Source organism: Pseudomonas sp. B21-041 (assembly GCF_024748675.1).
Classification (GTDB): Bacteria; Pseudomonadota; Gammaproteobacteria; order Pseudomonadales; family Pseudomonadaceae; genus Aquipseudomonas; species Aquipseudomonas neuropathica.
In genome coordinates, this window is sequence record NZ_CP087175.1 from 1,833,419 (window position 1) to 1,857,461 (window position 24,043).

21 protein-coding genes are annotated in these 24,043 nt (G+C 59.2%); 8 read left to right on the forward strand and 13 right to left on the reverse strand.

What is annotated here, in order from left to right:
- Positions 1–64: 64 nt before the first annotated feature.
- A complete protein-coding gene (locus LOY43_RS08165; protein ID WP_258709445.1) occupies positions 65–685 on the forward strand; it encodes a DUF5666 domain-containing protein in 621 nt (206 codons plus the stop codon).
- Positions 686–923: 238 nt separating this feature from the next.
- On the opposite strand, the gene LOY43_RS08170 is transcribed toward LOY43_RS08165, so the two are convergent.
- The 8 genes from LOY43_RS08170 to gcl all read right to left on the reverse strand — a co-directional run bounded on the left by LOY43_RS08170 (position 924) and on the right by gcl (position 10,621).
- Positions 924–1,922, reverse strand: coding sequence for a sulfate ABC transporter substrate-binding protein (locus LOY43_RS08170; protein WP_095126517.1), 999 nt, complete (start codon positions 1,920–1,922; stop codon positions 924–926).
- A gap of 201 nt (positions 1,923–2,123) precedes the next feature.
- Positions 2,124–2,948, reverse strand: a complete 825-nt coding sequence (locus LOY43_RS08175) for an ion transporter (RefSeq protein ID WP_007919942.1) — start codon at positions 2,946–2,948, stop codon at positions 2,124–2,126.
- 21 nt (positions 2,949–2,969) lie between these two features.
- On the reverse strand, positions 2,970–3,884 hold the full coding sequence (locus LOY43_RS08180; protein ID WP_095050208.1) for an urea transporter: 915 nt from the start codon (positions 3,882–3,884) through the stop codon (positions 2,970–2,972).
- 137 nt (positions 3,885–4,021) lie between these two features.
- The gene (gene pyk, locus LOY43_RS08185; RefSeq protein ID WP_258709446.1) at positions 4,022–5,437 is read right to left on the reverse strand and encodes a pyruvate kinase; all 1,416 of its coding nucleotides are present in this window, start codon (positions 5,435–5,437) and stop codon (positions 4,022–4,024) included.
- Positions 5,434–6,708 (reverse strand): glycerate kinase, encoded by a 1,275-nt coding sequence (locus LOY43_RS08190; protein WP_095126518.1) that lies wholly within the window; start codon positions 6,706–6,708, stop codon positions 5,434–5,436. Before LOY43_RS08190 ends, pyk begins: the two co-directional genes overlap by 4 nt.
- Positions 6,709–6,878: 170 nt before the next feature.
- Complete coding sequence (locus tag LOY43_RS08195) at positions 6,879–7,772, reverse strand: 2-hydroxy-3-oxopropionate reductase (RefSeq protein ID WP_129391024.1); 894 nt, start codon at positions 7,770–7,772, stop codon at positions 6,879–6,881.
- Positions 7,773–7,924: 152 nt separating this feature from the next.
- Positions 7,925–8,707 carry a hydroxypyruvate isomerase gene (hyi, locus tag LOY43_RS08200; RefSeq protein WP_095050211.1) on the reverse strand — a complete coding sequence of 261 codons (783 nt, stop codon included), beginning with the start codon at positions 8,705–8,707 and terminating at the stop codon, positions 7,925–7,927.
- A 138-nt stretch (positions 8,708–8,845) separates the two neighbouring features.
- Positions 8,846–10,621 carry a glyoxylate carboligase gene (gene gcl / locus LOY43_RS08205; RefSeq protein WP_007919935.1) on the reverse strand — a complete coding sequence of 592 codons (1,776 nt, stop codon included), beginning with the start codon at positions 10,619–10,621 and terminating at the stop codon, positions 8,846–8,848.
- 268 nt (positions 10,622–10,889) lie between these two features.
- Between gcl and LOY43_RS08210 the strand changes: the two genes are divergently transcribed.
- A complete protein-coding gene (locus LOY43_RS08210) occupies positions 10,890–11,330 on the forward strand; it encodes a heme-binding protein (RefSeq protein ID WP_095050212.1) in 441 nt (146 codons plus the stop codon).
- 212 nt (positions 11,331–11,542) lie between these two features.
- Positions 11,543–12,001, forward strand: a complete 459-nt coding sequence (locus LOY43_RS08215) for an REP-associated tyrosine transposase (RefSeq protein ID WP_095126519.1) — start codon at positions 11,543–11,545, stop codon at positions 11,999–12,001.
- 100 nt (positions 12,002–12,101) lie between these two features.
- Here LOY43_RS08215 and LOY43_RS08220 read toward each other — a convergent pair whose 3' ends face one another.
- Positions 12,102–12,710, reverse strand: a complete 609-nt coding sequence (locus tag LOY43_RS08220) for a TetR/AcrR family transcriptional regulator (protein ID WP_258709447.1) — start codon at positions 12,708–12,710, stop codon at positions 12,102–12,104.
- Between the two features lie 135 nt (positions 12,711–12,845).
- Here LOY43_RS08220 and LOY43_RS08225 point away from each other — a divergent pair, with 135 nt between their 5' ends.
- Positions 12,846–13,760 (forward strand): DUF808 domain-containing protein, encoded by a 915-nt coding sequence (locus tag LOY43_RS08225; protein WP_095050214.1) that lies wholly within the window; start codon positions 12,846–12,848, stop codon positions 13,758–13,760.
- A 181-nt stretch (positions 13,761–13,941) separates the two neighbouring features.
- Here LOY43_RS08225 and LOY43_RS08230 read toward each other — a convergent pair whose 3' ends face one another.
- Complete coding sequence (locus tag LOY43_RS08230) at positions 13,942–14,730, reverse strand: VacJ family lipoprotein (RefSeq protein WP_034151542.1); 789 nt, start codon at positions 14,728–14,730, stop codon at positions 13,942–13,944.
- Positions 14,723–16,021 carry a serine protein kinase PrkA gene (locus LOY43_RS08235; RefSeq protein WP_007919928.1) on the reverse strand — a complete coding sequence of 433 codons (1,299 nt, stop codon included), beginning with the start codon at positions 16,019–16,021 and terminating at the stop codon, positions 14,723–14,725. The genes LOY43_RS08230 and LOY43_RS08235 overlap by 8 nt, the downstream gene beginning before the upstream one ends.
- Positions 16,022–16,245: 224 nt before the next feature.
- Between LOY43_RS08235 and LOY43_RS08240 the strand changes: the two genes are divergently transcribed.
- Complete coding sequence (locus LOY43_RS08240) at positions 16,246–16,614, forward strand: hypothetical protein (protein WP_095050215.1); 369 nt, start codon at positions 16,246–16,248, stop codon at positions 16,612–16,614.
- Positions 16,615–16,709: 95 nt separating this feature from the next.
- On the opposite strand, the gene LOY43_RS08245 is transcribed toward LOY43_RS08240, so the two are convergent.
- The gene (locus LOY43_RS08245) at positions 16,710–18,305 is read right to left on the reverse strand and encodes a beta (1-6) glucans synthase (protein ID WP_258709448.1); all 1,596 of its coding nucleotides are present in this window, start codon (positions 18,303–18,305) and stop codon (positions 16,710–16,712) included.
- A gap of 286 nt (positions 18,306–18,591) precedes the next feature.
- On the opposite strand from LOY43_RS08245, the gene LOY43_RS08250 reads away from it, so the two are divergent.
- The 3 genes from LOY43_RS08250 to LOY43_RS08260 all read left to right on the forward strand — a co-directional run bounded on the left by LOY43_RS08250 (position 18,592) and on the right by LOY43_RS08260 (position 21,652).
- A complete protein-coding gene (locus LOY43_RS08250; RefSeq protein ID WP_095050217.1) occupies positions 18,592–19,443 on the forward strand; it encodes a glycine betaine ABC transporter substrate-binding protein in 852 nt (283 codons plus the stop codon).
- 242 nt (positions 19,444–19,685) lie between these two features.
- Entirely contained in the window at positions 19,686–19,997 is a 312-nt protein-coding gene (locus tag LOY43_RS08255) for a DUF485 domain-containing protein (RefSeq protein WP_007919908.1), read from the forward strand.
- Positions 19,994–21,652: a cation acetate symporter gene (locus tag LOY43_RS08260; protein WP_095050218.1), complete on the forward strand. Its 1,659-nt coding sequence runs from the start codon at positions 19,994–19,996 to the stop codon at positions 21,650–21,652. The genes LOY43_RS08255 and LOY43_RS08260 overlap by 4 nt, the downstream gene beginning before the upstream one ends.
- Before the next feature lie 1,004 nt (positions 21,653–22,656).
- Here the strand turns inward: LOY43_RS08260 and gltA are convergent.
- Positions 22,657–23,946, reverse strand: a complete 1,290-nt coding sequence (gene gltA, locus LOY43_RS08265; RefSeq protein WP_007919904.1) for a citrate synthase — start codon at positions 23,944–23,946, stop codon at positions 22,657–22,659.
- Positions 23,947–24,043: the final 97 nt, after the last annotated feature.

Below are 24,043 nucleotides of genomic sequence, written 5' to 3' on the forward strand. Positions count from 1 at the left end.
TCCTGTTCGATAGCGTGCTTATGTTTGCATTGGCTTGTTCAACATTCATGACCGGAGGATTGCAATGTTTCGACAGACGCTTCGCCACACCGCAACGATTGCCCTGATCAGCCTGCTCGGCGCGATGAGCGCACAGGCCGCCGACGCACCGGGGATGCGCCTCGGCGTGCGCGGCGAGATCACCGGGGTCAGCGCCGACAGCCTCAAAGTCCACGTCAACAGCGGTGAGAACGTGGTGATCCAGTTGACTGGTGACACCAAAGTTCGCGCGGTCACCCTGGCCAATATCGAGGACATCAAACCCGGCAGTTACATTGGTTCGGCGGCGATGCCTCAGGAGGATGGAACGCTCAAGGCACTGGAGGTGCATGTGTTTCCGCCGGAACTGGCGGGCAGCGGCGACGGCCATCGGCCGTTCGATCTGGCCAAGGGCAGCAGCATGACCAATGGCAGCGTCGGCGACCTGGTGGTGAGCAACGGGCGGGTGCTGACGGTGAACTACAAGGGCGGGCAGCAGAAGATTCTAGTGCCGGAGGATGTGCCGATCGTCAATCTGGTGCCCGGGGATCGGAGTTTGCTGAAGGTTGGGGTGAAGATTGTTACGTTCGTCACGCAGAGTGCGGATGGCACGCTGACGGCGCAGTCGATTTCTGCGGGTAAGGATGGGGTGACGCCGCCGATGTAAAAGCCCCTCACCCTAACCCTCTCCCAAAAGGAGAGGGGACTGATTGGGGGATGCTTGAGAGGTACACCGACCTGAACGTGCTGTGGTGAATCCATAATCGATAAGGTCTTTCAGGTCGATGTAATTCGCCAGACACCTCGGTTGGCTCCCTCTCCCTCCGGGAGAGGGCTGGGGTGAGGGTAAGGCGGCCACAAAAAAGGCGACCACTGTGGGTCGCCTTTTTATGTCAGCTCAAGCCTTACTGCCCGCTATAAATCTGATCGAAAACCCCACCATCATTGAAGTGAGTCTTCTGCACCGTACGCCAGTCACCAAACGTTTTCTCCACCGAAAGGAAATCAACTTTCGGGAAACGATCGGTGTACTTCGCCAGCACCGCCGGATCACGCGGACGCAGGTAGTTTGCCGCCGCAATCTCCTGACCTTGCGGCGACCACAGGTACTTCAGGTACTCATCCGCCGCTGCACGCGAGCCTTTCTTGTCGACCACTTTGTCGACCACCGATACCGGCGGCTCAGCCTCAGCCGAAACGCTCGGGTAAACCACTTCGAACTGATCACGACCAAACTCGCGGGCAATCATCTCCGCTTCGTTTTCGAAGGTCACCAGCACGTCGCCGATCTGGTTGGTCATGAAGGTCGTGGTGGCGGCGCGGCCACCGGTATCCAGCACCGGCGCTTGCTTGAACAGTTTGCCGACGAAGTCTTTGGCCTTGTTTTCGTCGCCACCGTTCTTCAGCACATAACCCCAGGCCGACAGGTAGGTGTAGCGGCCATTGCCCGAGGTTTTCGGGTTTGGCACGATCACTTGCACGCCATCCTTGAGCAGATCCGGCCAGTCTTTCAGGGCTTTCGGGTTGCCTTTGCGCACGATGAATACGGTGGCCGAGGTGAACGGTGCGCTGTTGTTCGGCAGACGCGTGACCCAATTCTCCGGGACCAGTTTACCGTTGTCGGCGAGGGCGTTGATGTCGGTGGCCATGTTCATGGTGATGACGTCAGCCGGCAGGCCATCGATCACCGAACGCGCTTGCTTGCTCGAGCCGCCGAAGGACATCTGCACGGTGATGTTTTCGTTGTGCTCGGCCTGCCAGTGTTTCTGGAACGCAGTGTTGTAGTCCTTGTAGAAATCGCGCATCACGTCGTAGGAAACGTTGAGCAGCGTCGGGGCTGCCTGAGCGATGTTGGCCAAGGCCAGGCCGGCGGCGAGAAGTGAGGCGCCAAAGAGTTTTTTCACTGCGCATTCCTTGTTGTCTATTTATGTAGGAGCTGCCGAAGGCTCGGGCCGCGTTCGGACGATCTTTTGATTTTGTTTTTACAACATCAAGATCAAAAGATCGCAGCCTGCGGCAGCTCCTACAGGTTCGGGGGTGATGTTCAATTGCCACTGACTATAACGGCGCGCGCATAGTCGTTTAAAGATTAAAAAGCTCTTTGCTTATTCCAGTTTCTTAAACAGCGCATTGCCGCATCGCGAGCAAAACGCGGCGCCATGTTCATGGCTGTTTTTCTTGCACACAGGGCAATCGTGTTGCAGCTGTTCGCCGCGCATGGCGTTGGCCAGTTCGGCGGTGAAAATCCCGGTCGGCACGGCGATGATCGAGTAACCGGTGATCATCACCAGCGACGAAATCACCTGGCCCAGCGGGGTCTTCGGCACGATGTCACCGAAGCCCACGGTGGTCAGCGTGACGATCGCCCAATAGATGCCTTTGGGAATGCTGGTGAAGCCATGCTCGGGGCCTTCGATCACATACATCAAGGTGCCGAACACCGTCACCAGGGTGCAGACGCTGACCAGAAACACCACGATCTTCTGCTTGCTGCCGCGCAGCGCCGACATCAGATAATTGGCTTGCTTGAGGTACGGGCTGAGCTTGAGCACGCGGAAAATCCGCAGCATGCGGATGATCCGGATAATCAGCAGGTACTGCGCATCGCTGTAATACAGGGCGAGGATGCCCGGCACGATCGCCAGCAAATCCACCAGCCCATAAAAGCTGAAGGCGTAGCGCAACGGCTTGGGCGAGCAGTACAGACGCAGGATGTACTCGCCGAGAAAGATGATCGTGAAGCCCCACTCGATGTAGGCCAGCACGTCGGCATAGTTCTGGTGAATGCTGTCGATACTGTCGAGCATCACGATCACCAGACTGGCGAGGATGATCAACAGCAGGATGCCGTCGAAGCGACGCCCGGCGCGGGTGTCGCTCTGGAAAATCATCACGTAAAGCCGTTCGCGCCAACTGTTGCTGCTGTCCATGGATAACGCCTGAATCGAAGATCAGCGCAGCCTAGGTTGATTCTCCCCATGAGCGCAAGGCGCACGCCCGACGCTGGCTTTGCCGAGCATCTGAATCCCGGCGCGGATCAGCCAGCCGGCGAGGATGAACGGCGCGGTCAACGTGGCGAGGCCGACGGCGGCAAACAGCGGTGTAACCAGCAGCGCTAACACGATGCCGACCAGCGGCAGCCACGGTTGTTGGCGTTGCGCGGAGAAGGCGAGGGCGGCGAGCACGGCGTTATAGCTGCCGAGGCCTAAAAGTGCAGCGCTGGTTTCGTGGTGTAGCAGACTGGAGCCGAGGCCGATCGCCGACGCCAGCAGCGCCCAGCAGAATGCACGGCGATCAGCGATCAGCAAACCGACGGCGATCAATGCGCCGGCCAGTGGATGACCGAGGAACATCACCTGACCCAAGCCGCGCAGTTCAGCGGCGAGCAGGTTCAGCGTGTTCATCTCGATGTGCGCCATCGGCGCCGACGGCTCGGCGAACAGTAGCAGGATCCAGCTCATGGCCACGAACGGTGAGGTGTAGGCCGGTATGGAGCGGCTGCTGTAGACGTGTTTGAGCCATTGCTGCGTGACCATTGCGCTCAAGCCGCCAGCGGCAAGAATCAGCGGTGGCAGCATTGGCGACCAGGGGAAATACAGGCTCAGCAGCAGGCCGAGCAGCACGCCGTTGTAGCTGAACAGTCCGGCCTGGCGATCAGCCTTGGCGTAGTTGCGCCGTTGTGCGGTGAGCAAACCGGCGACGGCACCGAGCAGCGCACCGGCGAACAGCACCGGCGCGGTCAGCAGGATCGCCAACAGGCACAGCAGGCCGCACAGCGGATGGCGCTGGAGGAATATTTGACTGAAACCGTTGAGCAAAGCCTCGGCCCAGTCGGGGCAGTGGGTGTTGAAGTGATTGGCAGGCATGGCATGTCATTCGATACTGATCGTTCCCACGCTCTGCGTGGGAATGCCTCATAGGACGCTCTGCGTCTGCTCTTGGGACGCAGAGCGTCCCGGGCCGCATTCCCACGCAGAGCGTGGGAACGATCATGGTGGGGGGCTTAAATCAATGTTTCGATCCGCAGCGAGTTAGTCGACCCAGGCTGCCCGAACGGCACCCCCGCAGTGATCAGCAGTGTGTCGCCGCGCTCGGCCATACCCTGCGCCTGGGCGATTTCCAGCGCGGTGGAGCAAACCTCATCGACCTGACGCAGGCGATCGTTGACCACCGAATGAATGCCCCACGCCACGCTCAAACGCCGTGCGGTCTGCAGGTTCGGCGTCAGGTTGAGGATCGGCGCTTTCGGCCGTTCCCGCGCTGCACGCAAACTCGACGCACCGGACTCGCTGTAGTTGACCAGCACCGCCACCGGCAGCACGTTGCTGATACGACGAATCGCGCAGCTGATCGCATCGGAAACGGTCGCTTCAGCTTTCGGCCGGCTGACGTCGAGTTGGGTCTGATAATCCGGGCCGTTTTCCACCTGGCGAATGATCTTGCTCATCATCTGCACCGCTTCGAGCGGGTATTCACCGGACGCGGTTTCCGCCGACAGCATCACCGCATCGGCGCCTTCGGCCACGGCGTTGGCAACGTCAGTCACTTCGGCGCGGGTCGGGGCAGGGGAGAAGCGCATCGACTCAAGCATCTGCGTCGCCACCACCACCGGTTTGCCGAGTTCGCGGCAGGTGGTGATGATGTTCTTCTGAATCTGCGGCACGCTTTCGGCCGGCACTTCAACGCCGAGATCGCCACGGGCAACCATGATCGCGTCGCTCAGTTCAGCGATTTCGCGCAGTTGCTCAACGGCCGAAGGCTTCTCGATTTTCGCCATCAAAAAGGCTTTGTCGCCGATCAATGCGCGGGCTTCGATGATGTCTTGCGGGCGTTGCACAAACGACAGCGCGACCCAGTCCACACCCAGTTCCAGACCGAAGCTCAAGTCACGACGATCCTTGGCAGTCAGTGGGCTGAGGTCGATCACTGCTTGCGGCACGTTGACGCCTTTGCGATCCGACAACTCGCCGCCGTTGAGCACGGTGGTGTCGATCGCGTCAGCGTATTTGGTGACCACACGCAGACGCAGTTTGCCGTCGTCGAGCAGTAGATCCATGCCGGCTTCCAGCGCGGCAATGATCTCCGGATGCGGCAGATTCACTCGGCGTTCATCGCCCGGTGTTGCGTCCAGATCAAGACGGAACGCCTGACCACGATGCAACTGCACCTTGCCGTCGGCGAACTTGCCGACGCGCAGTTTCGGTCCCTGCAAGTCCATCAGAATGCCCAGCGGGTAGTTGAGCTGGCGCTCGACTTCGCGGATCCACTGATAGCGCTTGGCGTGGTCGGCGTGATCACCGTGGCTGAAGTTCAGGCGGAAGATGTTGACCCCGGCTTCGACCAGTTCACGGATGTCTTCGATGCCATCGACAGCAGGCCCGAGGGTGGCGAGGATTTTGACCTTTTTATCAGGCGTCATGATTTGCAGCTCTCAAGGATCAGGATGGCGCGGAAGTCGTTGACGTTGGTGCGGGTCGGCTCGGTGACGATCAGCGCATCAAGCGCCGCGAAATAGCCGTAGCCGTTGTTGTTATCCAGCTCGTCGCTGGCGCTCAAACCGAGGGCGGCGGCACGGGCGTAGCTGTCCGGGGTCATGATTGCGCCGGCGTTATCTTCCGAGCCGTCGATGCCGTCGGTGTCACCGGCCAAGGCGTAAACCCCGGGCTGGCCTTTGAGGCTGTCGGTGAGGCTAAGGAGGAACTCGGCGTTGCGTCCGCCACGGCCATTGCCGCGCACGGTCACGGTGGTTTCGCCGCCGGAGAGAATCACGCACGGTGCCGCCAATGGCTGGCCGTGATGGATGATCTGGCGGGCGATACCGGCGTGGACCTTTGCCACTTCGCGCGATTCGCCTTCGAGGTCGCCGAGGATCAGCGTGCTGAAACCGGCCTGACGGCATTTCACCGCCGCAGCGTCCAGCGATTGCTGAGGGCGAGCGATCAACTGGAAGTGGCTGCGCGCGAGGCTTGGATCACCGGGTTTGACGGTTTCCGACTCAGGGCTTTGCAGCCAGGTGCGTACCGAAACCGGAATCTCGATGCCGTAGCGTTTGATGATCGCCAGCGCTTCGGCGGAGGTGCTTGGATCGGCCACGGTCGGGCCGGAAGCGATGACCGTGGCGAGGTCGCCCGGTACATCGGAAATCGCGTAGGTGTACACAGTGGCAGGCCAGCAGGCCTTGCCGAGGCGGCCGCCCTTGATCGCCGAGAGGTGCTTGCGCACGCAGTTCATCTCGCCGATGGTCGCGCCGGATTTGAGCAGGGCTTTGTTGATCGATTGCTTGTCGGCGAGGGTGATGCCTTCGGCCGGCAACGCCAGCAGGGCAGAGCCGCCACCGGAGAGCAGGAAGATTACGCGGTCGTCCTCGGTCAGGTTGCTGACCAGTTCCAGCACGCGTTTGGCCACGGCCAGACCGGCAGCGTCCGGTACCGGGTGGGCGGCTTCGACCACTTCGATTTTTTCGCACGGGGCGCCGTGACCGTAACGGGTCACCACCAGGCCTGTGACTTCACCTTCCCAGCAGCGCTCGACCACTTGCGCCATCGCCGCGGCGGCTTTACCGGCGCCGATGACGATCACCCGACCGCTGCGATCAGCAGGCAAATGGGCTTCGAGGACTTGGTTCGGATGAGCCGCGTCGATGGCTGTGGCAAACAGCTCGCGCAGCAGTTGTTGCGGATCGACCGACATGGCGGGCTCCCGGAATTCTTGTTATTGGAGTGGAGCGACAACGGTGCAGCGACCCGGTCCTTGTGGGAGCTGGCTTGCCAGCGATTCAGGCACCGCGGTCATTCAGGCTGACCGAGTCGATGCCATCGCGGGCAAGCCCGCTCCCACAGGGAGCGAGCCATAGGCGCAGATTATTTTTTGTCGCGAATCGAGAAGTTGGCCATGTGTTCCAGACCCTTGATCAGCGCCGAGTGGTCCCAGTTGCTGCCACCGATGGCCGCGCAGGTGCTGAACACTTGCTGGGCGTTGGCGGTGTTCGGCAGGTTGATGTTCAGCTCTTTGGCGCCTTGCAGGGCCAGGTTCAGATCCTTCTGGTGCAGGCTGATGCGGAAGCCTGGATCGAAAGTGCCTTTGATCATGCGCTCGCCGTGCACTTCAAGGATCTTCGAGGAGGCGAAACCACCCATCAGTGCTTCACGCACCTTGGCTGGATCGGCACCGTTTTTCGAAGCGAACAGCAGGGCTTCAGCAACGGCCTGAATGTTCAGCGCGACGATGATCTGGTTGGCGACTTTGGCGGTCTGACCGTCGCCATTGCCACCGACCAGGGTGATGTTTTTGCCCATGGCCTGGAACAGCGGCAGCGCGCGTTCGAAGGCATCGGCGTCGCCACCGATCATGATGCTCAGGGTCGCAGCTTTGGCGCCGACTTCACCACCGGACACCGGTGCGTCGAGGTACTGCGCGCCTTTCTCGTTGATCTTGGCGGCGAACGCCTTGGTCGCGGTTGGCGAGATCGAGCTCATGTCGATGACGATTTTGCCTTTGCTCAGGCCTGCGGCAACGCCGTCGGCGCGGAACAGTACGTCGTCGACCTGCGGGGTATCCGGGACCATGACGATGATGAATTCAGCTTCCTGCGCCACTTCGCGCGGGTTGGCCAGGGCGACGGCGCCAGCGGCGACCAGGTCGGCCGGGGCGGCGTCGTGGTGCGCGGACAGGAACAGGCTGTGACCGGCTTTCTGCAGGTTCGAAGCCATTGGGTGGCCCATGATGCCGGTGCCGATAAATCCGATTTTAGCCATGAGAAAATCCTCTTGTTTTTATTGCTGCTTCAAGCAAAAAGGGAGCTGCTTTTATGTAGGAGTGAGCCTGCTCGCGATTCAGGCGCTGAGGTACATCAGGTGTACCGAGGTGAATTCATCGCGAGCAGGCTCACTCCTACAGGGGATCTGCGTCAGATTGCGTTGTGGGTTTTCAGCCAGCCGAGGCCTGCTTCGGTGGTAGTCAGCGGCTTGTACTCGCAACCCACCCAACCCTGATAACCGATGCGATCGAGGTGTTCGAACAGGAACCGATAGTTGATTTCACCAGTGCCTGGTTCGTTGCGCCCCGGGTTGTCCGCGAGCTGCACATGGTTGATCTCGCCCAGGTGCGATTGCAGGGTGCGGGCCAGATCGCCTTCCATGATTTGCATGTGATAGATGTCGTATTGCAGGAACAGATTGGCGCTGCCGACCTGCTCGCGAATCGACAGGGCTTGCGCCGTGTTGTTCAGGTAGAAACCCGGAATGTCGCGGGTGTTGATCGCTTCCATCACCAGTTTGATGCCCGCTGCCTGCAGCTTGTCGGCGGCGTATTTCAGGTTGGCGACGAAGGTCTTTTCCACCGTGGCATCGTCAACGCCTTGCGGACGAATACCGGCCAGGCAGTTGACCTGGGTGTTGCCCAGCACTTGCGCGTAGGCAATCGCCAGATCGACCCCGGCGCGGAACTCTTCGACCCGATCCGGCAGGCACGCGATACCGCGCTCGCCCTTGGCCCAGTCACCGGCCGGCAGGTTGAACAGCACTTGGGTCAGGCCGTTGGCGTCGAGCCTGGCCTTGATTTCAGCGGAGCTGAAGTCGTACGGGAACAGGTACTCGACACCGCTGAAACCAGCCTTGGCGGCGGCGTCGAAACGGGCAAGGAAATCCTGTTCGGTGAACAGCATGGACAGGTTGGCTGCGAAACGCGGCATGGTGGTCTCCCGTTCTAGATTCTCGTTCCCACGCTCTGCGTGGGAATGCCTCAATGGACGCTCTGCGTCCGCTTTGGGACGCAGAGCGTCCCGGGCTGCGTTCCCACGCAGAGCGTGGGAACGATCAGCGGTCAGCAGTTAATCGAGCAGCGAAATCGCCGTTGGCGCATCGTTGCCGACCAGCGCCAGGTCTTCGAATTCGTTGACGGCGTTGATCTCGGTGCCCATGGAGATGTTGGTTACACGCTCCAGAATGATCTCGACGATCACTGGCACTTTGAACTCTTCGATCATCTGTTCGGCCTTGCGCAGGGCAGGGGCGATTTCCGAGGGCTCGAATACACGCAGCGCTTTACAGCCGAGGCCTTCAGCCACTGCGACGTGGTCAACACCGTAACCGTTGAGTTCCGGCGCGTTCAGGTTATCGAAGGACAGCTGCACGCAGTAGTCCATTTCGAACCCGCGCTGCGCCTGACGGATCAGACCCAGGTACGAGTTGTTCACCACGACGTGGATGTACGGCAGTTTGAACTGAGCGCCGACCGCCAGTTCTTCGATCATGAACTGGAAGTCATAGTCCCCCGACAGGGCCACGACTTTCCGGCTCGGATCGGCCTTCACCACGCCCAGCGCTGCCGGAATGGTCCAGCCCAACGGACCGGCCTGGCCGCAGTTGATCCAGTGACGCGGCTTGTAGACGTGCAGGAACTGCGCGCCGGCAATCTGCGACAGACCAATGGTGCTGACGTAGCAGGTGTCCTTGCCGAACACCTGGTTCATTTCTTCGTAAACGCGCTGTGGTTTCACCGGCACGTTGTCGAAGTGGGTCTTGCGATGCAGGCTGGCTTTGCGCTGCTGGCAGTCTTGCAGCCAGGCACTGCGGTTTTTCAGCTTGCCGGCGGCTTGCCATTCACGGGCCACTTCGATGAACACGGTCAGTGCAGCAGCGGCGTCGGAAACGATGCCCAGATCCGGCGTGAACACGCGGCCGATCTGCGTGCCTTCGATGTCGACATGGATGAACTTGCGACCTTCGGTGTAAACGTCAACCGAACCGGTGTGACGGTTGGCCCAACGGTTACCGATCCCCAACACCACGTCGGATTTCAGCATGGTCGCGTTGCCGTAACGGTGCGACGTCTGCAGACCGACCATACCGACCATCAACGGGTGATCGTCCGGGATGGTGCCCCAGCCCATCAGGGTCGGGATCACCGGGATGCCGGTCAGTTCAGCGAACTCAACCAGCAGATCGCTGGCGTCGGCGTTGATGATGCCGCCGCCGGCCACCAGCAATGGACGCTCAGCCTGATCCAGCAAAGCCAAAGCCTTCTCGACCTGAACGCGGGTCGCGGTCGGTTTGGCCAATGGCAGCGGCTGGTAAGCGTCGATGTCGAATTCGATTTCGGCCATCTGCACGTCGAACGGCAGGTCGATCAGCACCGGGCCAGGACGGCCGGAGCGCATTTCAAAGAACGCTTTCTGGAACGCGTAAGGCACTTGGCCCGGTTCCAGAACAGTGGTCGCCCACTTGGTGACTGGCTTGACGATGCTGGTGATGTCGACAGCCTGGAAGTCTTCCTTGTGCATACGGGCGCGGGGTGCCTGGCCGGTAATGCAGAGGATTGGAATCGAGTCGGCCGAGGCGCTGTAGAGCCCGGTGACCATGTCGGTACCGGCAGGGCCGGAAGTACCGATGCACACGCCGATGTTGCCGGCCTTGGTGCGGGTGTAGCCCTCGGCCATGTGCGAGGCGCCTTCCACGTGGCGAGCAAGGACGTGATCGATGCCACCGACCTTCTGCAAGGCGGAGTACAGCGGGTTGATGGCAGCGCCCGGGATGCCAAAAGCGGTATCAACCCCTTCACGGCGCATCACCAGAACGGCGGCTTCGATTGCTCTCATTTTGCTCATGGTTTTGTGCCTCTTTACGTTTTGTAATTGTATACAAGTGGCTTTGCGCAGAGTGTATTCACGGCGGACGGCGCAGGTCAATCCATTTTCTCAAGCGCCTGTTTCATTCGTCGGAAGCCTGTCTGACTGTGGCTTTTCGTCGCGTGTGGCGCTTTTCGAGAATTATTGTATACAAAAAAATAACTCATTGTGTTCTATTTGTTGCATCGGGCTGCGGCAGAAAACCGCAGGCCCACGACTTTCCCTATAACAAAATGAGGACGGCACCATGAGCGCTTTAACCTTGAAAGTCGCAGTCAACCTGGTCAACCAAGCCATCACTGCAGGGCGCGGCATCAACGCCGCGCCGCTGACCATCGCGGTACTCGATACCGGCGGCCACCTGATCACCCTGCAACGCGAAGACGGCGCCAGCCTGCTACGTCCGAACATCGCCATCGGCAAAGCCTGGGGGGCGATTGCCCTGGGTAAAGGCTCACGCCTGCTGGCACTGGATGCACAACAACGCCCGGCGTTTATTGCCGCACTCAACAGCATGGGCCAAGGCAGCGTCGTGCCGGCACCGGGTGGTGTGTTGATTCGGGATCAGGCGGGGAATGTGCTGGGCGCGATCGGCATCAGCGGGGATTTGTCGGATATTGATGAGCAGGTGGCGATCAGGGCGGTGGAGGCGTTGGAGTTGCGGGCGGATGCGGGGGTGGCTGCCTGAATCTGCGTTGATTGAATAACCGCTATCGCGAGCAGGCTCGCTCCTACGGGGATTTGTGTTCAGACACAAAATGTTTGAACACCCCTGATCCCCTGTAGGAGTGAGCCTGCTCGCGATTGCTATCTACCAGACACATCCTGTCAACAGTTGACCGCTCCATTTGTCTTTCCCGGTACTAGCCTTTTCATGACCTGATCACAGAGGGCAAAGGAATGCCGGATCTACCTGCTGCACATAAATTGCGAGTCGGGCGCTATACCGAAGTCAGTCGAATCTATCTGTTAACCAGCACCACTTATCAACGAAAGCCGATTTTCACGAATTTTGCCTTGGGAAAATTGGTCGCTGATCAATTCCGACACGCGCAAGATTCGGGGCTGGTGAGCTCATTAGCCTGGGTAGTCATGCCAGATCATTTCCATTGGCTGATTGAATTGCGACGAGGTTCATTGAGTGAGGTGATGCAAAAAACCAAATCGCTGAGCACCAAGGCTGTCAGGCACGCTTCCGGTGGAAACAGCGTTCTCTGGCAGAGAGGGTTTCATGACCGCGCGCTGAGACGGGAAGAAGACTTGGTGAGGATGGCGCGTTATGTCGTGGCCAACCCCTTGCGGGCCGGGCTGGTGGAGAAGCTTGGCGACTATCCGCTGTGGGATGCCATTTGGGTTTGAGCTGAAACCGAGTCGCCTCGATCGCGAGCAGGCTCACTCCTACAGGGGAACGCATTCCAAATGTGGGAGCGAGCCTGCTCGCGAAGCGGTCACCGCGGTCTTAGTGATCCGGCTCACACCCCTTCAACACCAACCGGATTATCGTCTGCGCCGCCGCTTCATAATCTGCCTCGTCCAGCTTGTCCTTGCCGGTCACCGCAGAAATCTGCCAGTCGAAGTCGGCGTAGGTCTGGGTCGCGGCCCAGATGCTGAACATCAGGTGATTAGGGTCGATCGGGGCAATTTGCCCGCGGTCGATCCAGCTCTGGATGCAATCGATGTTGTGCTTGGCCTGGCCGTTGAGTTGCTCGACCAGGTCGGCGCTCAGGTGTGGCGCGCCGTGCATGATTTCGCTGGCGAATACTTTCGAGGCGAAGGGCAGGTCGCGGGAGATGCGGATCTTCGAGCGGATGTAACCGCTCAGCACTTCGCTTGGCACACCATCCGGATTGAACGGAGTCGAGGCCTGCAAAATCGGCACGATGATGCTTTCCAATACCTCGCGGTAGAGGTTTTCCTTGGACTTGAAGTAGTAGTAGACATTGGGCTTGGGCAATCCCGCCTTGGCGGCGATGTCGCTGGTTTTGGTCGCAGCGAAGCCCTTGTCGGCAAACTCCTCACTGGCGGCACGCAGGATCAGTTCTTTGTTGCGCTCGCGGATTGTGCTCATAAACCCGGTGGTTCCTTGCCTGTTCTGGCGGTTGCGCATGGTAGCACCGGCCTCGCGCAGCGCTCAAGAATGCCCCGCGTGGTCTAAGGTCGCGTTATGCTTCGCAACATTCATACATAAAAGGAAACAGGATTCATGGCAGGAAGCAGTTTGCTGGTGCTGGTCGACGATATTGCCACCGTGCTGGACGACGTGGCGTTGATGAGCAAAATGGCCGCCAAGAAGACCGCCGGCGTACTCGGCGATGATCTGGCGCTCAACGCCCAGCAGGTCTCCGGCGTGCGTGCCGAACGGGAAATCCCCGTAGTCTGGGCCGTGGCCAAGGGCTCGTTCGTCAACAAACTGATTCTGGTGCCATCGGCGCTGGCGATCAGTGCGTTCGTGCCGTGGTTGGTCACGCCATTGTTGATGGTCGGTGGTGCGTACTTGTGTTTCGAGGGCTTCGAGAAGCTCGCGCACAAGTTTTTGCACAGCGCGGCTGAAGATGAAGCCGAACATGCGCAACTGACTGAGGCGGTAGCGGATCCGGCGACCGATCTGGTGGCGTACGAGAAGGACAAGATCAAAGGCGCGATTCGCACCGACTTCATTCTCTCGGCAGAGATTATCGCGATCACTCTGGGCACCGTGGCAACTGCCTCGCTGACTCAGCAAGTGATTGTCATGTCCGGCATTGCGATTGTGATGACGGTGGGCGTTTATGGCCTGGTGGCGGGCATCGTCAAACTCGACGACCTCGGCCTGTGGCTGACGCAAAAGCCTGGGCAGTTTGCGAAAAAAGTCGGCAGCGCCATTCTCAGCGCCGCGCCATACATGATGAAAACCTTGTCGGTGGTGGGTACGGCGGCGATGTTCCTGGTCGGTGGCGGCATCCTCACCCACGGTGTGCCGGTAGTGCATCACTGGATTGAAGGCGTTGGCGCAGCGGCGGGGAGTGCCGGGTTTGCGGTGCCGATGTTGCTCAATGGTGTGGCGGGGATCATCGCTGGTGCTGTGGTGTTGGCGGTGGTTTCCGTTGTCGGCAAAATCTGGAAAGCCCTGAAAAACTGACATTCAACACAAAACCCTTTGTAGGAGTGAGCCTGCTCGCGATAGCGGTGTGTCAGCACTGCAAATGGTGGCTGGTACACCGCTATCGCGAGCAGGCTCACTCCTACAGTTGATTTGTGTTGTGCCAATAAAAAGGGCCATTCAATTTTCATTGAATGGCCCTTTTTTGTGCCTGCCGTTTTTACTCGGCGATCTGCAACTTACGCGCCTCGGTATACACGTAACGCACCTTCTCGTACTCGAACGGCGAGTTCATCTGGCCGTAGCGGAAGCTGGTCTGGTAGCGCTTGTCGACCGCGCGCAGGGCCCAGATTTCCGGGTGGTTGGAGCTGACTTCCGAGACGTTGAGGAAGTTGATCGCTGATTCGGCGGTGTAATCCACAGCAAGACCGGCGGTGTCGCGGATGTTCGACGGGCCGAGGATTGGCAGCACGAAGTAGGCGCCGCCCGGTACACCGTAGAAGCCCAGGGTCTGGCCGAAGTCTTCGCTCTGGCGCGGCAGGCCCATGGCGGTCGCTGGGTCCCAAAGGCCGGCAATGCCGATGGTGGTGTTGAGCAGCAGGCGCGCGGTGGTTTCCATCGAGCGCTGACCTTTGAACTGCAACAGGCTGTTGACCAGGTTCGGCACGTCACCGAGGTTGTTGAAGAAGTTGCTTACCCCGGTACGCACAAAACTCGGCGTGATGTAGCGATAGCCATCGACCACCGGCAGGAACACCCATTGGTCGAAGCGGTAGTTGAAGTGGTAAACCCGGCGGTTCCACGACTCCAGCGGGTCGTAGACGTTCAGCGCGTTGAGCGTCGAACGCTCGAACTCGCGCTGATCCAGCCCCGGGTTGAACTTGAGTTTGGACAGCGGCTCTTTGAAGCCGTCGCTGTCGACGACGACCGGCGCGTTGGCTTTACTGTTGTCGGCCTGGGCCACGCCTGCGCAGAGGAGCGCTGCCATCAGCAGGAGATATTTAGCCACGGAAGAACTCCAGCATGGCGTCGCTGTTGACGCGGTAGTTAAGGTTGCCACAATGGCCGCCCAGTGGATAAACGGTCAGGCGATCACCGAATGTTTTACGCAGGAAACCGAGGTCGCCCGGGCCCAGGATTACGTCGTCGGCGTTGTGCATCACGGCGATTTTCGGGCTGTCATGCAGGTAATCCTTCAGCGCATACAGACTGACCTGATCGATCAGTTGCAGCAGGCTGCCGCCGTCAGTGCGCGCACGCCACATCGGGATCACCTGTTCGGTCAGGTAGCAGTCGAAGTCGCACTGCAGCGCACGCTTGAGGAACGGCGTGAGGCTGGTGCCTTCGGTGATCGGGAATTTCGGCGGAGTGATCAGGCCGCGGCGGTTGATCAGATCCGAGGTGAAGGCAATGTCGGCCGCCGAGAAGCGGAACGAGGTGCCAATCAACATCGCCATCTGTTCGTTGGTCAGGTGCTGCTTGGACTGCTGGAAGTCGTAAAGCAGTGCATCGTTGAGGTCGATGTAGCCTTTCTGCTGGAAGTAGCGGGTCAGCTTCGACAGCACCAGTTCATAGAACGTGGTGCTGGTGTTGATGCCTTTCACCTCGGTTTGCACCAACTTGTCGAGGTTGGTCACCGAGGTGTAGAGGTTGACCGGCGGATTGAGCAGCAGGACTTTCTTGAAGTTGAAGCTGCGGCGCGTCTCGTCCAGATGCGCTACGAAGGCGGCATCAAGGGCGCCGAGGCTGTAACCGGTCAGGTAATACTCGGTCACCGGCAGTTTCGGGTTCTGCGCGCGCACAGCCTGCATCACCCGGTACATGTCCTCAGCGTCTTCCTTGGTCACGCCTGGGGTGGCGAAGCGGGAGGCGGCGCTGATGAAGTCGAAACTGGTTGGCGAAGACAGCTGCACAACGTGATAGCCGGCCTTGTAGTAGAGCTTTTTCAGGTATTCGTTGAGGGTGCTGTCATAACGCGCGCCGGTGCCGGCGATCAGGAAGATCAGCGGTGCCGGTTTGTCCTGGGTGGCGATGCGATAGGTGAGTTTTTTCACCGCCCAGAAGTTGTCTGGCAGGATGAACTCTCGCTCCGGGCGCAACGTCAGGCTGCGGTCCGACTGATTGATGTCGTCGTCCAGCGGCAATTCCGGGCGCAAGTCCGGCGGCGTCGTGGCGATGGTCGCCTCGAACGGGTTGGTCAGGGGGTAGCCATAACTGGCGGCATCGATATCCACCGCCAGTGCGGACGCACTCAAAATAAGGCCGCTGAACAGCGCGGCGAAGCGCAAGGAACGGAGCATGACTAGATCCCTTAGAGGAAGGTGCCGAATGAAGTTCGCAGGCTATGACCACCGGGGTTGCGCCAAAGTGCCATGCTGCGGCACCAAACAGGCAGAATTCGGAGTAATAGTAGCTGGACGATACACTTTGCACGCCCTGAATGAATAGTTAACAGTTGTTAGTTCTTGCACACGGCTGGCGGCAGATTAAGCTGGCCGCCGATTTCCGAAGATTGGAGTGTTTCATGTCCCGCCGTTTGCCCGTGATTTTGCTGCTCGTTCTGTTGCCGTTGTGGCTGGCCGCCAGTTATGGCGCGCGTTATGGCTTTATGGAAGACGGAAAGTGGGTGGGCATCTGCGTCGACGAGGCCAGCCGCTGGGAATGTCAGGTGCGGTCGAACCTGGGCTTGATGATTCATTTCAAGGTGTTGGGCTGGACGGCGCTGGGCGCGGCGTTGATCGGGTTTGTATTGCCGGGGCGGGCAGGGTGGTGGCTGGCTGTGCTGGCGCTGGCGGTCGGAGTGCCGGCACTGGCGTTGTACAACACCACGTTTGCGGTGTTTGCGTTGGTGATTGCCGGGTTGCGGTTGGTCCGCGAGTCTCGTACTGCCTGATGGAAAAGATCGCAGCCTGCGGCAGCTCCTACATTGAGATGGCGTACACCTTGTAGGAGCTGCCGAAGGCTGCGATCTTTTGATCTTGCTTTTGATCAGTCCTTGCGAACACGCAGGCAGCGCCACAAAGCAGCCACCATCAACACACTCACCAACGCCCAACCCCACGCCTGCTGATTCTGCAACCCTTCCTGATACAGCTGCGGCGCAATTCCCGCGCCGACAATAAACGTCAGCAACGCAATCTCCCGACGCGGCACGCTCACCGGCCGGCACAGATAAACCAGCGCTGGCAGCACAAACGCCATGCTCGCAAAGCTGCGATAACGCGGATCGAAGACCATCTCCAGCATCATCACGGCTGCGGCAAAACCTGCCGCCGCGACCAGCCATCCTGCGCGGCGCTCCAGCAGATTGAACGCCCGCTCACGCCAGCCAGTACGGGCGCTCAGCGTCAACGCCGCGTGTGCCAATACCAACAGATTTAGCGCCGTCAACAAGCCGACCCACAGCCACTCACTGGCAAACCGTGTGGTTACCCGTGCCAGATCACCCCAGGCGCCAATCGAGCAAGCGGCGAGGGCACCCAGCAGCGGCAACACCAGCGCCGAACGCGTGGTGCGAACGCGACCGCCAAGAATCAGCGTGCCAAGAAAAATCAAACCACCGACCGCCAGCCATTCCTTCCAATAGGGGACGTTGGTCACCGGCCCTGCCAGCACGCCCTTGTCCTGACGGTCGGCATCGAACAAGCCCCAATAGCCACCGACTGCGCCTTCACTGCCGCGCTTCCACGGCTGGTCGAAGGCTTCGATCAGGTTGTAATGCCAGCCTTCCTTCTCGGCCATCGCGACAAAACCACGAATGAATTTGGCCTCGTTGACCCGACTCGGCAGGGCGGTCTCACGCTGGCGGCCTTCGCTTGGCCAGCCGGTTTCGCCGATCATCACGTCTTTCGGCGCGAATTTATTACCGAACACCTGGCGCACATCCGCCACATGCTGCAGGGCGACGTCGATGTTCGACGGATCATCTTCCCAGTACGGCAGCAAATGAATAGTCAGAAAGTCCACCGCTGGCGCGACTTCAGGATGCTTGAGCCAGAACTCCCAGACATCGGCGTAAGTGACCGGTTGCTTCACCTGACTTTTGACCTTGTTGATCAATCGGGCCAGTTGCGCGCCGGTGACTTCCTTGCGCAGCAGCGCCTCGTTGCCGACGATCACCGCGCTGACCACATCCGGGTTGGCGTTGGCCGATTTGATCAGCAGGTCGACTTCCTTCTCGGTGTCCACCGGGTTGCTGTTGACCCACGCGCCGATCATCAATTTCAAGCCGTGTTTGCGCGCCAGATCCGGCAGCGCTTCCAGGCCTGTCATCGAGTAAGTGCGTATGCACTCAAAGCGTGTCGCCAGCAATGCGAGGTCGGCGTCCATGCGCTCCGGGCGCAGTTTGAACGGCACGTCGAACGGCGATTGGTCTTTATCGAACGGGGTATAGGAGGCGCACTGCAATTTATGCGTCGGCGTCGCCGCATCCGGCAGAATCACCGGTTGGCCGAGGCCGTACCAGAAGCCACCGAGGGCAAACAGCCCGAGCAGGCAGGCGAAGAGATAAGGCAGAGCGGGGAAACGGGAAGTCGCGGACATGGTCAGGCCGAGTGGCTGCAAAGCGAGGCATGTTACCTGCATTTATAGAGGGGTTGGTGACCTGCATGATTTGCACATGCAAAGTTCGGGCGGATTATTTGGCGTCATTTATATAGTCGCGATTAATGGCCTTCTGATGTCGTTTCTCGTTGCCTTGAGGTCGCTGACAGAGCAGGTCGCCTGCGGCGTCAGGTTGATGATCAGGGCATCAGTACTCCGCTGATGTTCGAGTTGGTTTGCGGTCAGGCGTGATGGGGGCGCTGTGCACCATAACAATACGTTGACGATGCCCGGCATCCGTCGGGCGCAGCATTTCGGGGAAGTAACGATGAAGATGCGACGACTTTTAGGCGCAGGTGCCGCTCTGGTGCTTGCGATGAGTTCCACTTTCGCCAGCGCAGAAAAACAGACCCTGAACATCGGTTACGTTGACGGTTGGTCCGACAGCGTCGCGACCACCCACGTGGCGGCCGAAGTCATCAAACAGAAACTCGGCTACGACGTGAAGCTGCAAGCCGTCGCCACCGGGATCATGTGGCAGGGCGTGGCCACCGGCAAACTCGACGCCATGCTTTCGGCCTGGCTGCCAGTGACCCACGGTGAATACTGGACAAAAAACAAGGATCAGGTCGTCGATTACGGTCCGAACTTCAAGGATGCGAAAATCGGCTTGATCGTGCCGGAGTATGTGAAAGCCAAGTCGATCGAAGACCTGAAAACCGACGACACCTTCAAGAATCGCATCGTCGGCATCGACGCCGGTTCGGGCGTGATGCTCAAGACTGATCAGGCGATCAAGGATTACGGCCTCGACAAGTATTCCCTCAAGGCCAGTTCCGGCGCCGGCATGATTGCCGAGCTGACCCGTGCCGAGAAGAAAAACGAATCCATCGCCGTCACGGGTTGGGTGCCGCACTGGATGTTCGCCAAGTGGAAACTGCGCTTCCTCGATGACCCGAAAGGCGTGTACGGCGCAGCTGAAACCGTAAACAGCATCGGCAGCAAAGAACTCGCGACCAAAGCGCCGGAAGTGGCCAAGTTCCTGAAGAACTTCCAGTGGGCGTCGAAAGACGAAATCGGCGAAGTCATGCTGGCGATTCAGGACGGTGCCAAGCCTGACGCAGCGGCCAAGGATTGGGTCGCCAAGCACCCGGATCGCGTGGCTGACTGGACCAAATAACCGCCACCCCGCCATACCCGTGTAGGAGTGAGCCTGCTCGCGATAGCGTCCCGTCAGCTGATGAAAATATCGACTGATAAAACGCCATCGCGAGCAGGCTCACTCCTACAGTTGTTTTGTGGCGTACCGGAAATTGGCAAAAGTGTCATGGCGTTCTACTACTAAGGTCGTCTGTTACCGCTCCCGCAGCCGCATACATTAGCTATGTTCCAACAATAATCTGTGCTGCGAGGATAAAAACAATGAACGACAGCATTTACCTCTCGATTCAAAACAGTCCCCGATTCAAGGAGCTGGTGCGAAAAAGGGAAAAGTTCGCCTGGATACTCTCGGCGATCATGCTCGGGCTTTACTCTGGCTTCATTCTTCTGATCGCTTACGGGCCGCATATTCTGGGCGCGAAACTCAGTCCGGAATCCTCGATTACCTGGGGAATTCCAATCGGTGTCGGACTCATTCTTTCTGCATTCATCCTCACCGCTATCTACGTGCGCCGCGCCAATGGCGAGTTCGACGACCTGAACAATGCGATTCTCAAGGAGGCTCAGCAATGATCCGGCGTCTACTGGCTTTATTGAGTGTTGCGGCTTTCGCGCCGGGTGTCTGGGCGGCTGACGCGTTGACGGGGGAGGTGGCCAAACAGCCGCTGAACATTCCCGCGATCCTGATGTTCGTGGCGTTCGTCGGTGCGACGCTCTACATCACCTACTGGGCCTCGAAGAAAAACAACTCGGCGGCCGACTACTATGCAGCGGGCGGCAAGATCACCGGTTTCCAGAATGGTCTGGCGATCGCCGGTGACTACATGTCCGCGGCGTCCTTTCTGGGCATTTCCGCGCTGGTGTTTACCTCCGGCTACGATGGCCTGATCTACTCGATCGGCTTCCTGGTGGGCTGGCCGATCATTCTGTTCCTGATCGCCGAGCGCCTGCGTAACCTGGGTAAATACACCTTTGCCGACGTGGCGTCCTACCGCCTCGGGCAAACCCAGATCCGCACCCTGTCGGCCTGCGGTTCGCTGGTGGTGGTGGCGTTCTACCTGATCGCGCAAATGGTCGGTGCCGGCAAATTGATCCAGCTGTTGTTCGGCCTGGACTACCACGTTGCGGTGATTCTGGTCGGTGTGCTGATGTGCATGTACGTGCTGTTCGGCGGCATGCTGGCGACCACTTGGGTGCAGATCATCAAGGCTGTGCTGTTGCTGTCCGGTGCCTCGTTCATGGCGCTGATGGTAATGAAGCACGTAGGCTTCGACTTCAACACGCTGTTCTCCGAAGCGATCAAGGTTCACGCCAAAGGTGAAGCGATCATGAGTCCGGGCGGTCTGGTCAAAGATCCGATTTCGGCCTTCTCGCTGGGTCTGGCGCTGATGTTCGGTACGGCTGGCCTGCCACACATTCTGATGCGCTTCTTCACCGTGAGTGACGCAAAAGAAGCCCGCAAGAGTGTGCTCTACGCCACTGGCTTCATTGGCTACTTCTACATCCTGACCTTTATCATCGGCTTCGGCGCGATCCTGCTGGTCAGCACTAACCCGGCCTTCAAAGATGCGGCTGGCGCGCTGTTGGGCGGCAACAACATGGCGGCGGTGCACTTGGCCAACGCGGTCGGTGGCAGTATCTTCCTCGGCTTTATCTCGGCGGTGGCGTTCGCGACCATTCTGGCGGTTGTGGCCGGTCTGACTCTGGCCGGTGCTTCGGCTGTGTCTCACGACCTGTATGCCAGTGTGATCAAGAAGGGCAAGGCGAACGAGAAGGACGAGATTCGTGTCTCGAAGATCACCACCATTGCCTTGGCAGTGTTGGCGATTGGCTTGGGCATTCTGTTCGAAAGCCAGAACATTGCGTTCATGGTGGGCTTGGCGTTCTCCATCGCGGCGAGCTGTAACTTCCCGGTGCTGCTGCTTTCGATGTACTGGAAGAAGCTGACCACTCGTGGTGCGATGATTGGCGGCTGGTTGGGGCTGGTGAGTGCGGTGGGTCTGATGATCCTCGGCCCGACCATCTGGGTGCAGATTCTGCATCATGAGAAGGCGATCTTCCCTTACGAGTATCCGGCGCTGTTTTCGATGATCATTGCTTTTGTCGGGATCTGGTTCTTCTCGATTACTGACAAGTCGGCGGCTGCGGATAACGAGCGGGCGCTGTTCTTCCCGCAGTTTGTGCGTTCGCAGACTGGGTTGGGGGCGAGTGGGGCGGTTTCGCATTGATGGTTTGATGGTTTTGTAAATGTTGTGCTGAATGCCCCGGTTGAGAGATCGGGGCATTTTTATTGGGCGGTTATCGGCTAGAGCTGTGTACATATCCGTTGCTGCGGTAACGGCGGCTTAGGGTTCCGCCCTTACGGCGGGTCACTTTTTCCAGACGCCGAAAAAGTAACCAAAAAGGCTTGCTCCTACGTGCGGCCCGCTCGCTGGGGCTCGGGGTTCCTTCGCTCCGGGATCGATCCGGGCGCAGCGCCTACGGTTTGCTTCGCTGCACCTCCTCTCGCTGTGTTTGGCTTCGCCAAACGGTCGCTGCGCTCCCACCCCCGGATCAATCCCTCCACTCAGCCTTCCGACGTCGCCTTACAGATCAAGAGCTGCAGCCGAGCTAACGCTCATCCTGTTGAGTGGTGAAGAGCATGCGGTCGGCTTTTGTTCGGTGTTGGATTTGCCCCTCATCGGAACGCCGCCCGCCCAGCCCTCTCCCGAGGGAGAGGGGGCCGATTTGTTTGCTTTTTAGAGCCTGAGTTCACCGCGGTATCGCACGTCGGCGTAACTCTCCCAAACTCCACCGTCAGTCCCCTCTCCCTTCGGGAGAGGGCTAGGGTGAGGGGCTCTTGATCTGGCTTCGGCTTTTGATCTTTTGCCCCATCGGCAGGCCGAGCGGAGGTGTTCATCCGGGGTAGGCGCGCAGCGCCGTGCGGCGTAGCCGCATACATCGAGAGGAGGTGCAGCGAAGCAAGCCGTAGGCGATGCCCCCGGATGGACACCGTAGCGAGGGAACACTGAGCCTCAGCGAAGTGCCGTACGCCGGGGCAAAGCCTTTTTGGTTACCTTTTCGGCGTTTGGAAAAGGTGACTCGCTGTAAGAGCGAAACCGCCAGCGGCACCACCCGCAGCAACGGATATGCCCCCAATCCCAAAACCCCAAATCCCAGACAAACAAAAACGGCCCCTATATAAATAGAGGCCGTTCCCGGTACAACTTAAGACGTTATCGCAAGACAGGTCTTATTTGCGGTCTTCCAGCTTGGAAATATCACGCGACTCGTAGCCGGTGTACAACTGGCGCGGACGGCCAATCTTGTACGGGCTGGAGAGCATCTCTTTCCAGTGGGAGATCCAGCCAACAGTACGTGCCAGCGCGAAAATCACGGTGAACATGCTGGTTGGAATGCCGATCGCCTTGAGGATAATCCCCGAGTAGAAGTCGACGTTCGGGTACAGCGAGCGTTCGATGAAGTACGGGTCGGTCAGCGCGATCTCTTCCAGGCGCATGGCCAGTTCGAGTTGCGGATCGTTATTGATGCCCAGTTCCTTCAGTACTTCGTCGCAGGTCTGCTTCATCACAGTCGCGCGAGGGTCGCGGTTCTTGTAAACGCGGTGACCGAAGCCCATCAGTTTGAACGGATCGTTCTTGTCCTTGGCCTTGGCGATGAACTTGTCGATGTTCGAAACATCGCCAATCTCGTCAAGCATGGTCAATACGGCTTCGTTCGCACCGCCGTGGGCAGGGCCCCACAGTGCGGCGATACCGGCGGCGATACAGGCGAACGGGTTGGCACCCGAGGAGCCGGCCAGACGCACGGTGGAAGTCGAGGCGTTCTGCTCGTGGTCGGCGTGGAGGATGAAGATCCGGTCCATGGCCTTGGCGAGCACCGGGCTGATCGGTTTGATCTCGCACGGGGTGTTGAACATCATGTGCAGGAAGTTTTCCGCGTACGTCAGGTCGTTGCGCGGGTACATCATGGGTTGGCCCATGGAGTACTTGTAAACCATCGCTGCCAGGGTCGGCATCTTGGCAACCAGACGGATCGCGGAGATTTCGCGATGCTGCGGGTTATTGATGTCCAGGGAGTCGTGGTAGAAGGCCGAGAGGGCGCCGACTACACCGCACATGACGGCCATCGGGTGGGCGTCGCGACGGAAACCGTTGAAGAAGGTTTTCAACTGCTCGTGAACCATCGTGTGGTTTTTCACGGTGCTGACGAACTGGGCCTTCTGTTCTGCAGTCGGCAGTTCGCCGTTGAGCAGCAGGTAGCAGGTTTCCAGGTAGTCCGACTTTTCAGCCAGTTGTTCGATCGGGTAGCCGCGGTGCAACAGAATGCCGTTGTCGCCGTCGATATAGGTGATCTTCGACTCGCACGAGGCGGTCGACATGAAGCCTGGGTCGAAAGTGAAGCGGCCCGTGGCCGTCAGGCCCCGAACATCGATTACATCGGGACCAACGGTGCCGGTTAAAATGGGCAGCTCGACGGGGGCTGCGCCCTCGATGATCAACTGCGCTTTTTTGTCAGCCATGTGGCCTCCTATTTATGCTTGAACCATCAGACAGACCCCCCACGCAGGGCCCGCACCACTATAGTGAGATAAATTCGAATGTCAATTTGCCTAAAGT

Excerpts from the sequence above, each read along its gene's own strand:
- LOY43_RS08165 (WP_258709445.1), top strand. The coding sequence starts at position 65 with ATGTTTCGACAGACGCTTCGCCACACCGCAACGATTGCCCTGATCAGC.
- LOY43_RS08175 (WP_007919942.1), bottom strand. The coding sequence starts at position 2,948 with ATGGACAGCAGCAACAGTTGGCGCGAACGGCTTTACGTGATGATTTTC.
- LOY43_RS08180 (WP_095050208.1), bottom strand. The coding sequence starts at position 3,884 with ATGCCTGCCAATCACTTCAACACCCACTGCCCCGACTGGGCCGAGGCT.
- pyk (WP_258709446.1), bottom strand. The coding sequence starts at position 5,437 with ATGACGCCTGATAAAAAGGTCAAAATCCTCGCCACCCTCGGGCCTGCT.
- LOY43_RS08190 (WP_095126518.1), bottom strand. The coding sequence starts at position 6,708 with ATGTCGGTCGATCCGCAACAACTGCTGCGCGAGCTGTTTGCCACAGCC.
- LOY43_RS08195 (WP_129391024.1), bottom strand. The coding sequence starts at position 7,772 with ATGGCTAAAATCGGATTTATCGGCACCGGCATCATGGGCCACCCAATG.
- hyi (WP_095050211.1), bottom strand. The coding sequence starts at position 8,707 with ATGCCGCGTTTCGCAGCCAACCTGTCCATGCTGTTCACCGAACAGGAT.
- gcl (WP_007919935.1), bottom strand. The coding sequence starts at position 10,621 with ATGAGCAAAATGAGAGCAATCGAAGCCGCCGTTCTGGTGATGCGCCGT.
- LOY43_RS08210 (WP_095050212.1), top strand. The coding sequence starts at position 10,890 with ATGAGCGCTTTAACCTTGAAAGTCGCAGTCAACCTGGTCAACCAAGCC.
- LOY43_RS08215 (WP_095126519.1), top strand. The coding sequence starts at position 11,543 with ATGCCGGATCTACCTGCTGCACATAAATTGCGAGTCGGGCGCTATACC.
- LOY43_RS08220 (WP_258709447.1), bottom strand. The coding sequence starts at position 12,710 with ATGAGCACAATCCGCGAGCGCAACAAAGAACTGATCCTGCGTGCCGCC.
- LOY43_RS08225 (WP_095050214.1), top strand. The coding sequence starts at position 12,846 with ATGGCAGGAAGCAGTTTGCTGGTGCTGGTCGACGATATTGCCACCGTG.
- LOY43_RS08235 (WP_007919928.1), bottom strand. The coding sequence starts at position 16,021 with ATGCTCCGTTCCTTGCGCTTCGCCGCGCTGTTCAGCGGCCTTATTTTG.
- LOY43_RS08240 (WP_095050215.1), top strand. The coding sequence starts at position 16,246 with ATGTCCCGCCGTTTGCCCGTGATTTTGCTGCTCGTTCTGTTGCCGTTG.
- LOY43_RS08245 (WP_258709448.1), bottom strand. The coding sequence starts at position 18,305 with ATGCAGGTAACATGCCTCGCTTTGCAGCCACTCGGCCTGACCATGTCC.
- LOY43_RS08250 (WP_095050217.1), top strand. The coding sequence starts at position 18,592 with ATGAAGATGCGACGACTTTTAGGCGCAGGTGCCGCTCTGGTGCTTGCG.
- LOY43_RS08255 (WP_007919908.1), top strand. The coding sequence starts at position 19,686 with ATGAACGACAGCATTTACCTCTCGATTCAAAACAGTCCCCGATTCAAG.
- LOY43_RS08260 (WP_095050218.1), top strand. The coding sequence starts at position 19,994 with ATGATCCGGCGTCTACTGGCTTTATTGAGTGTTGCGGCTTTCGCGCCG.
- gltA (WP_007919904.1), bottom strand. The coding sequence starts at position 23,946 with ATGGCTGACAAAAAAGCGCAGTTGATCATCGAGGGCGCAGCCCCCGTC.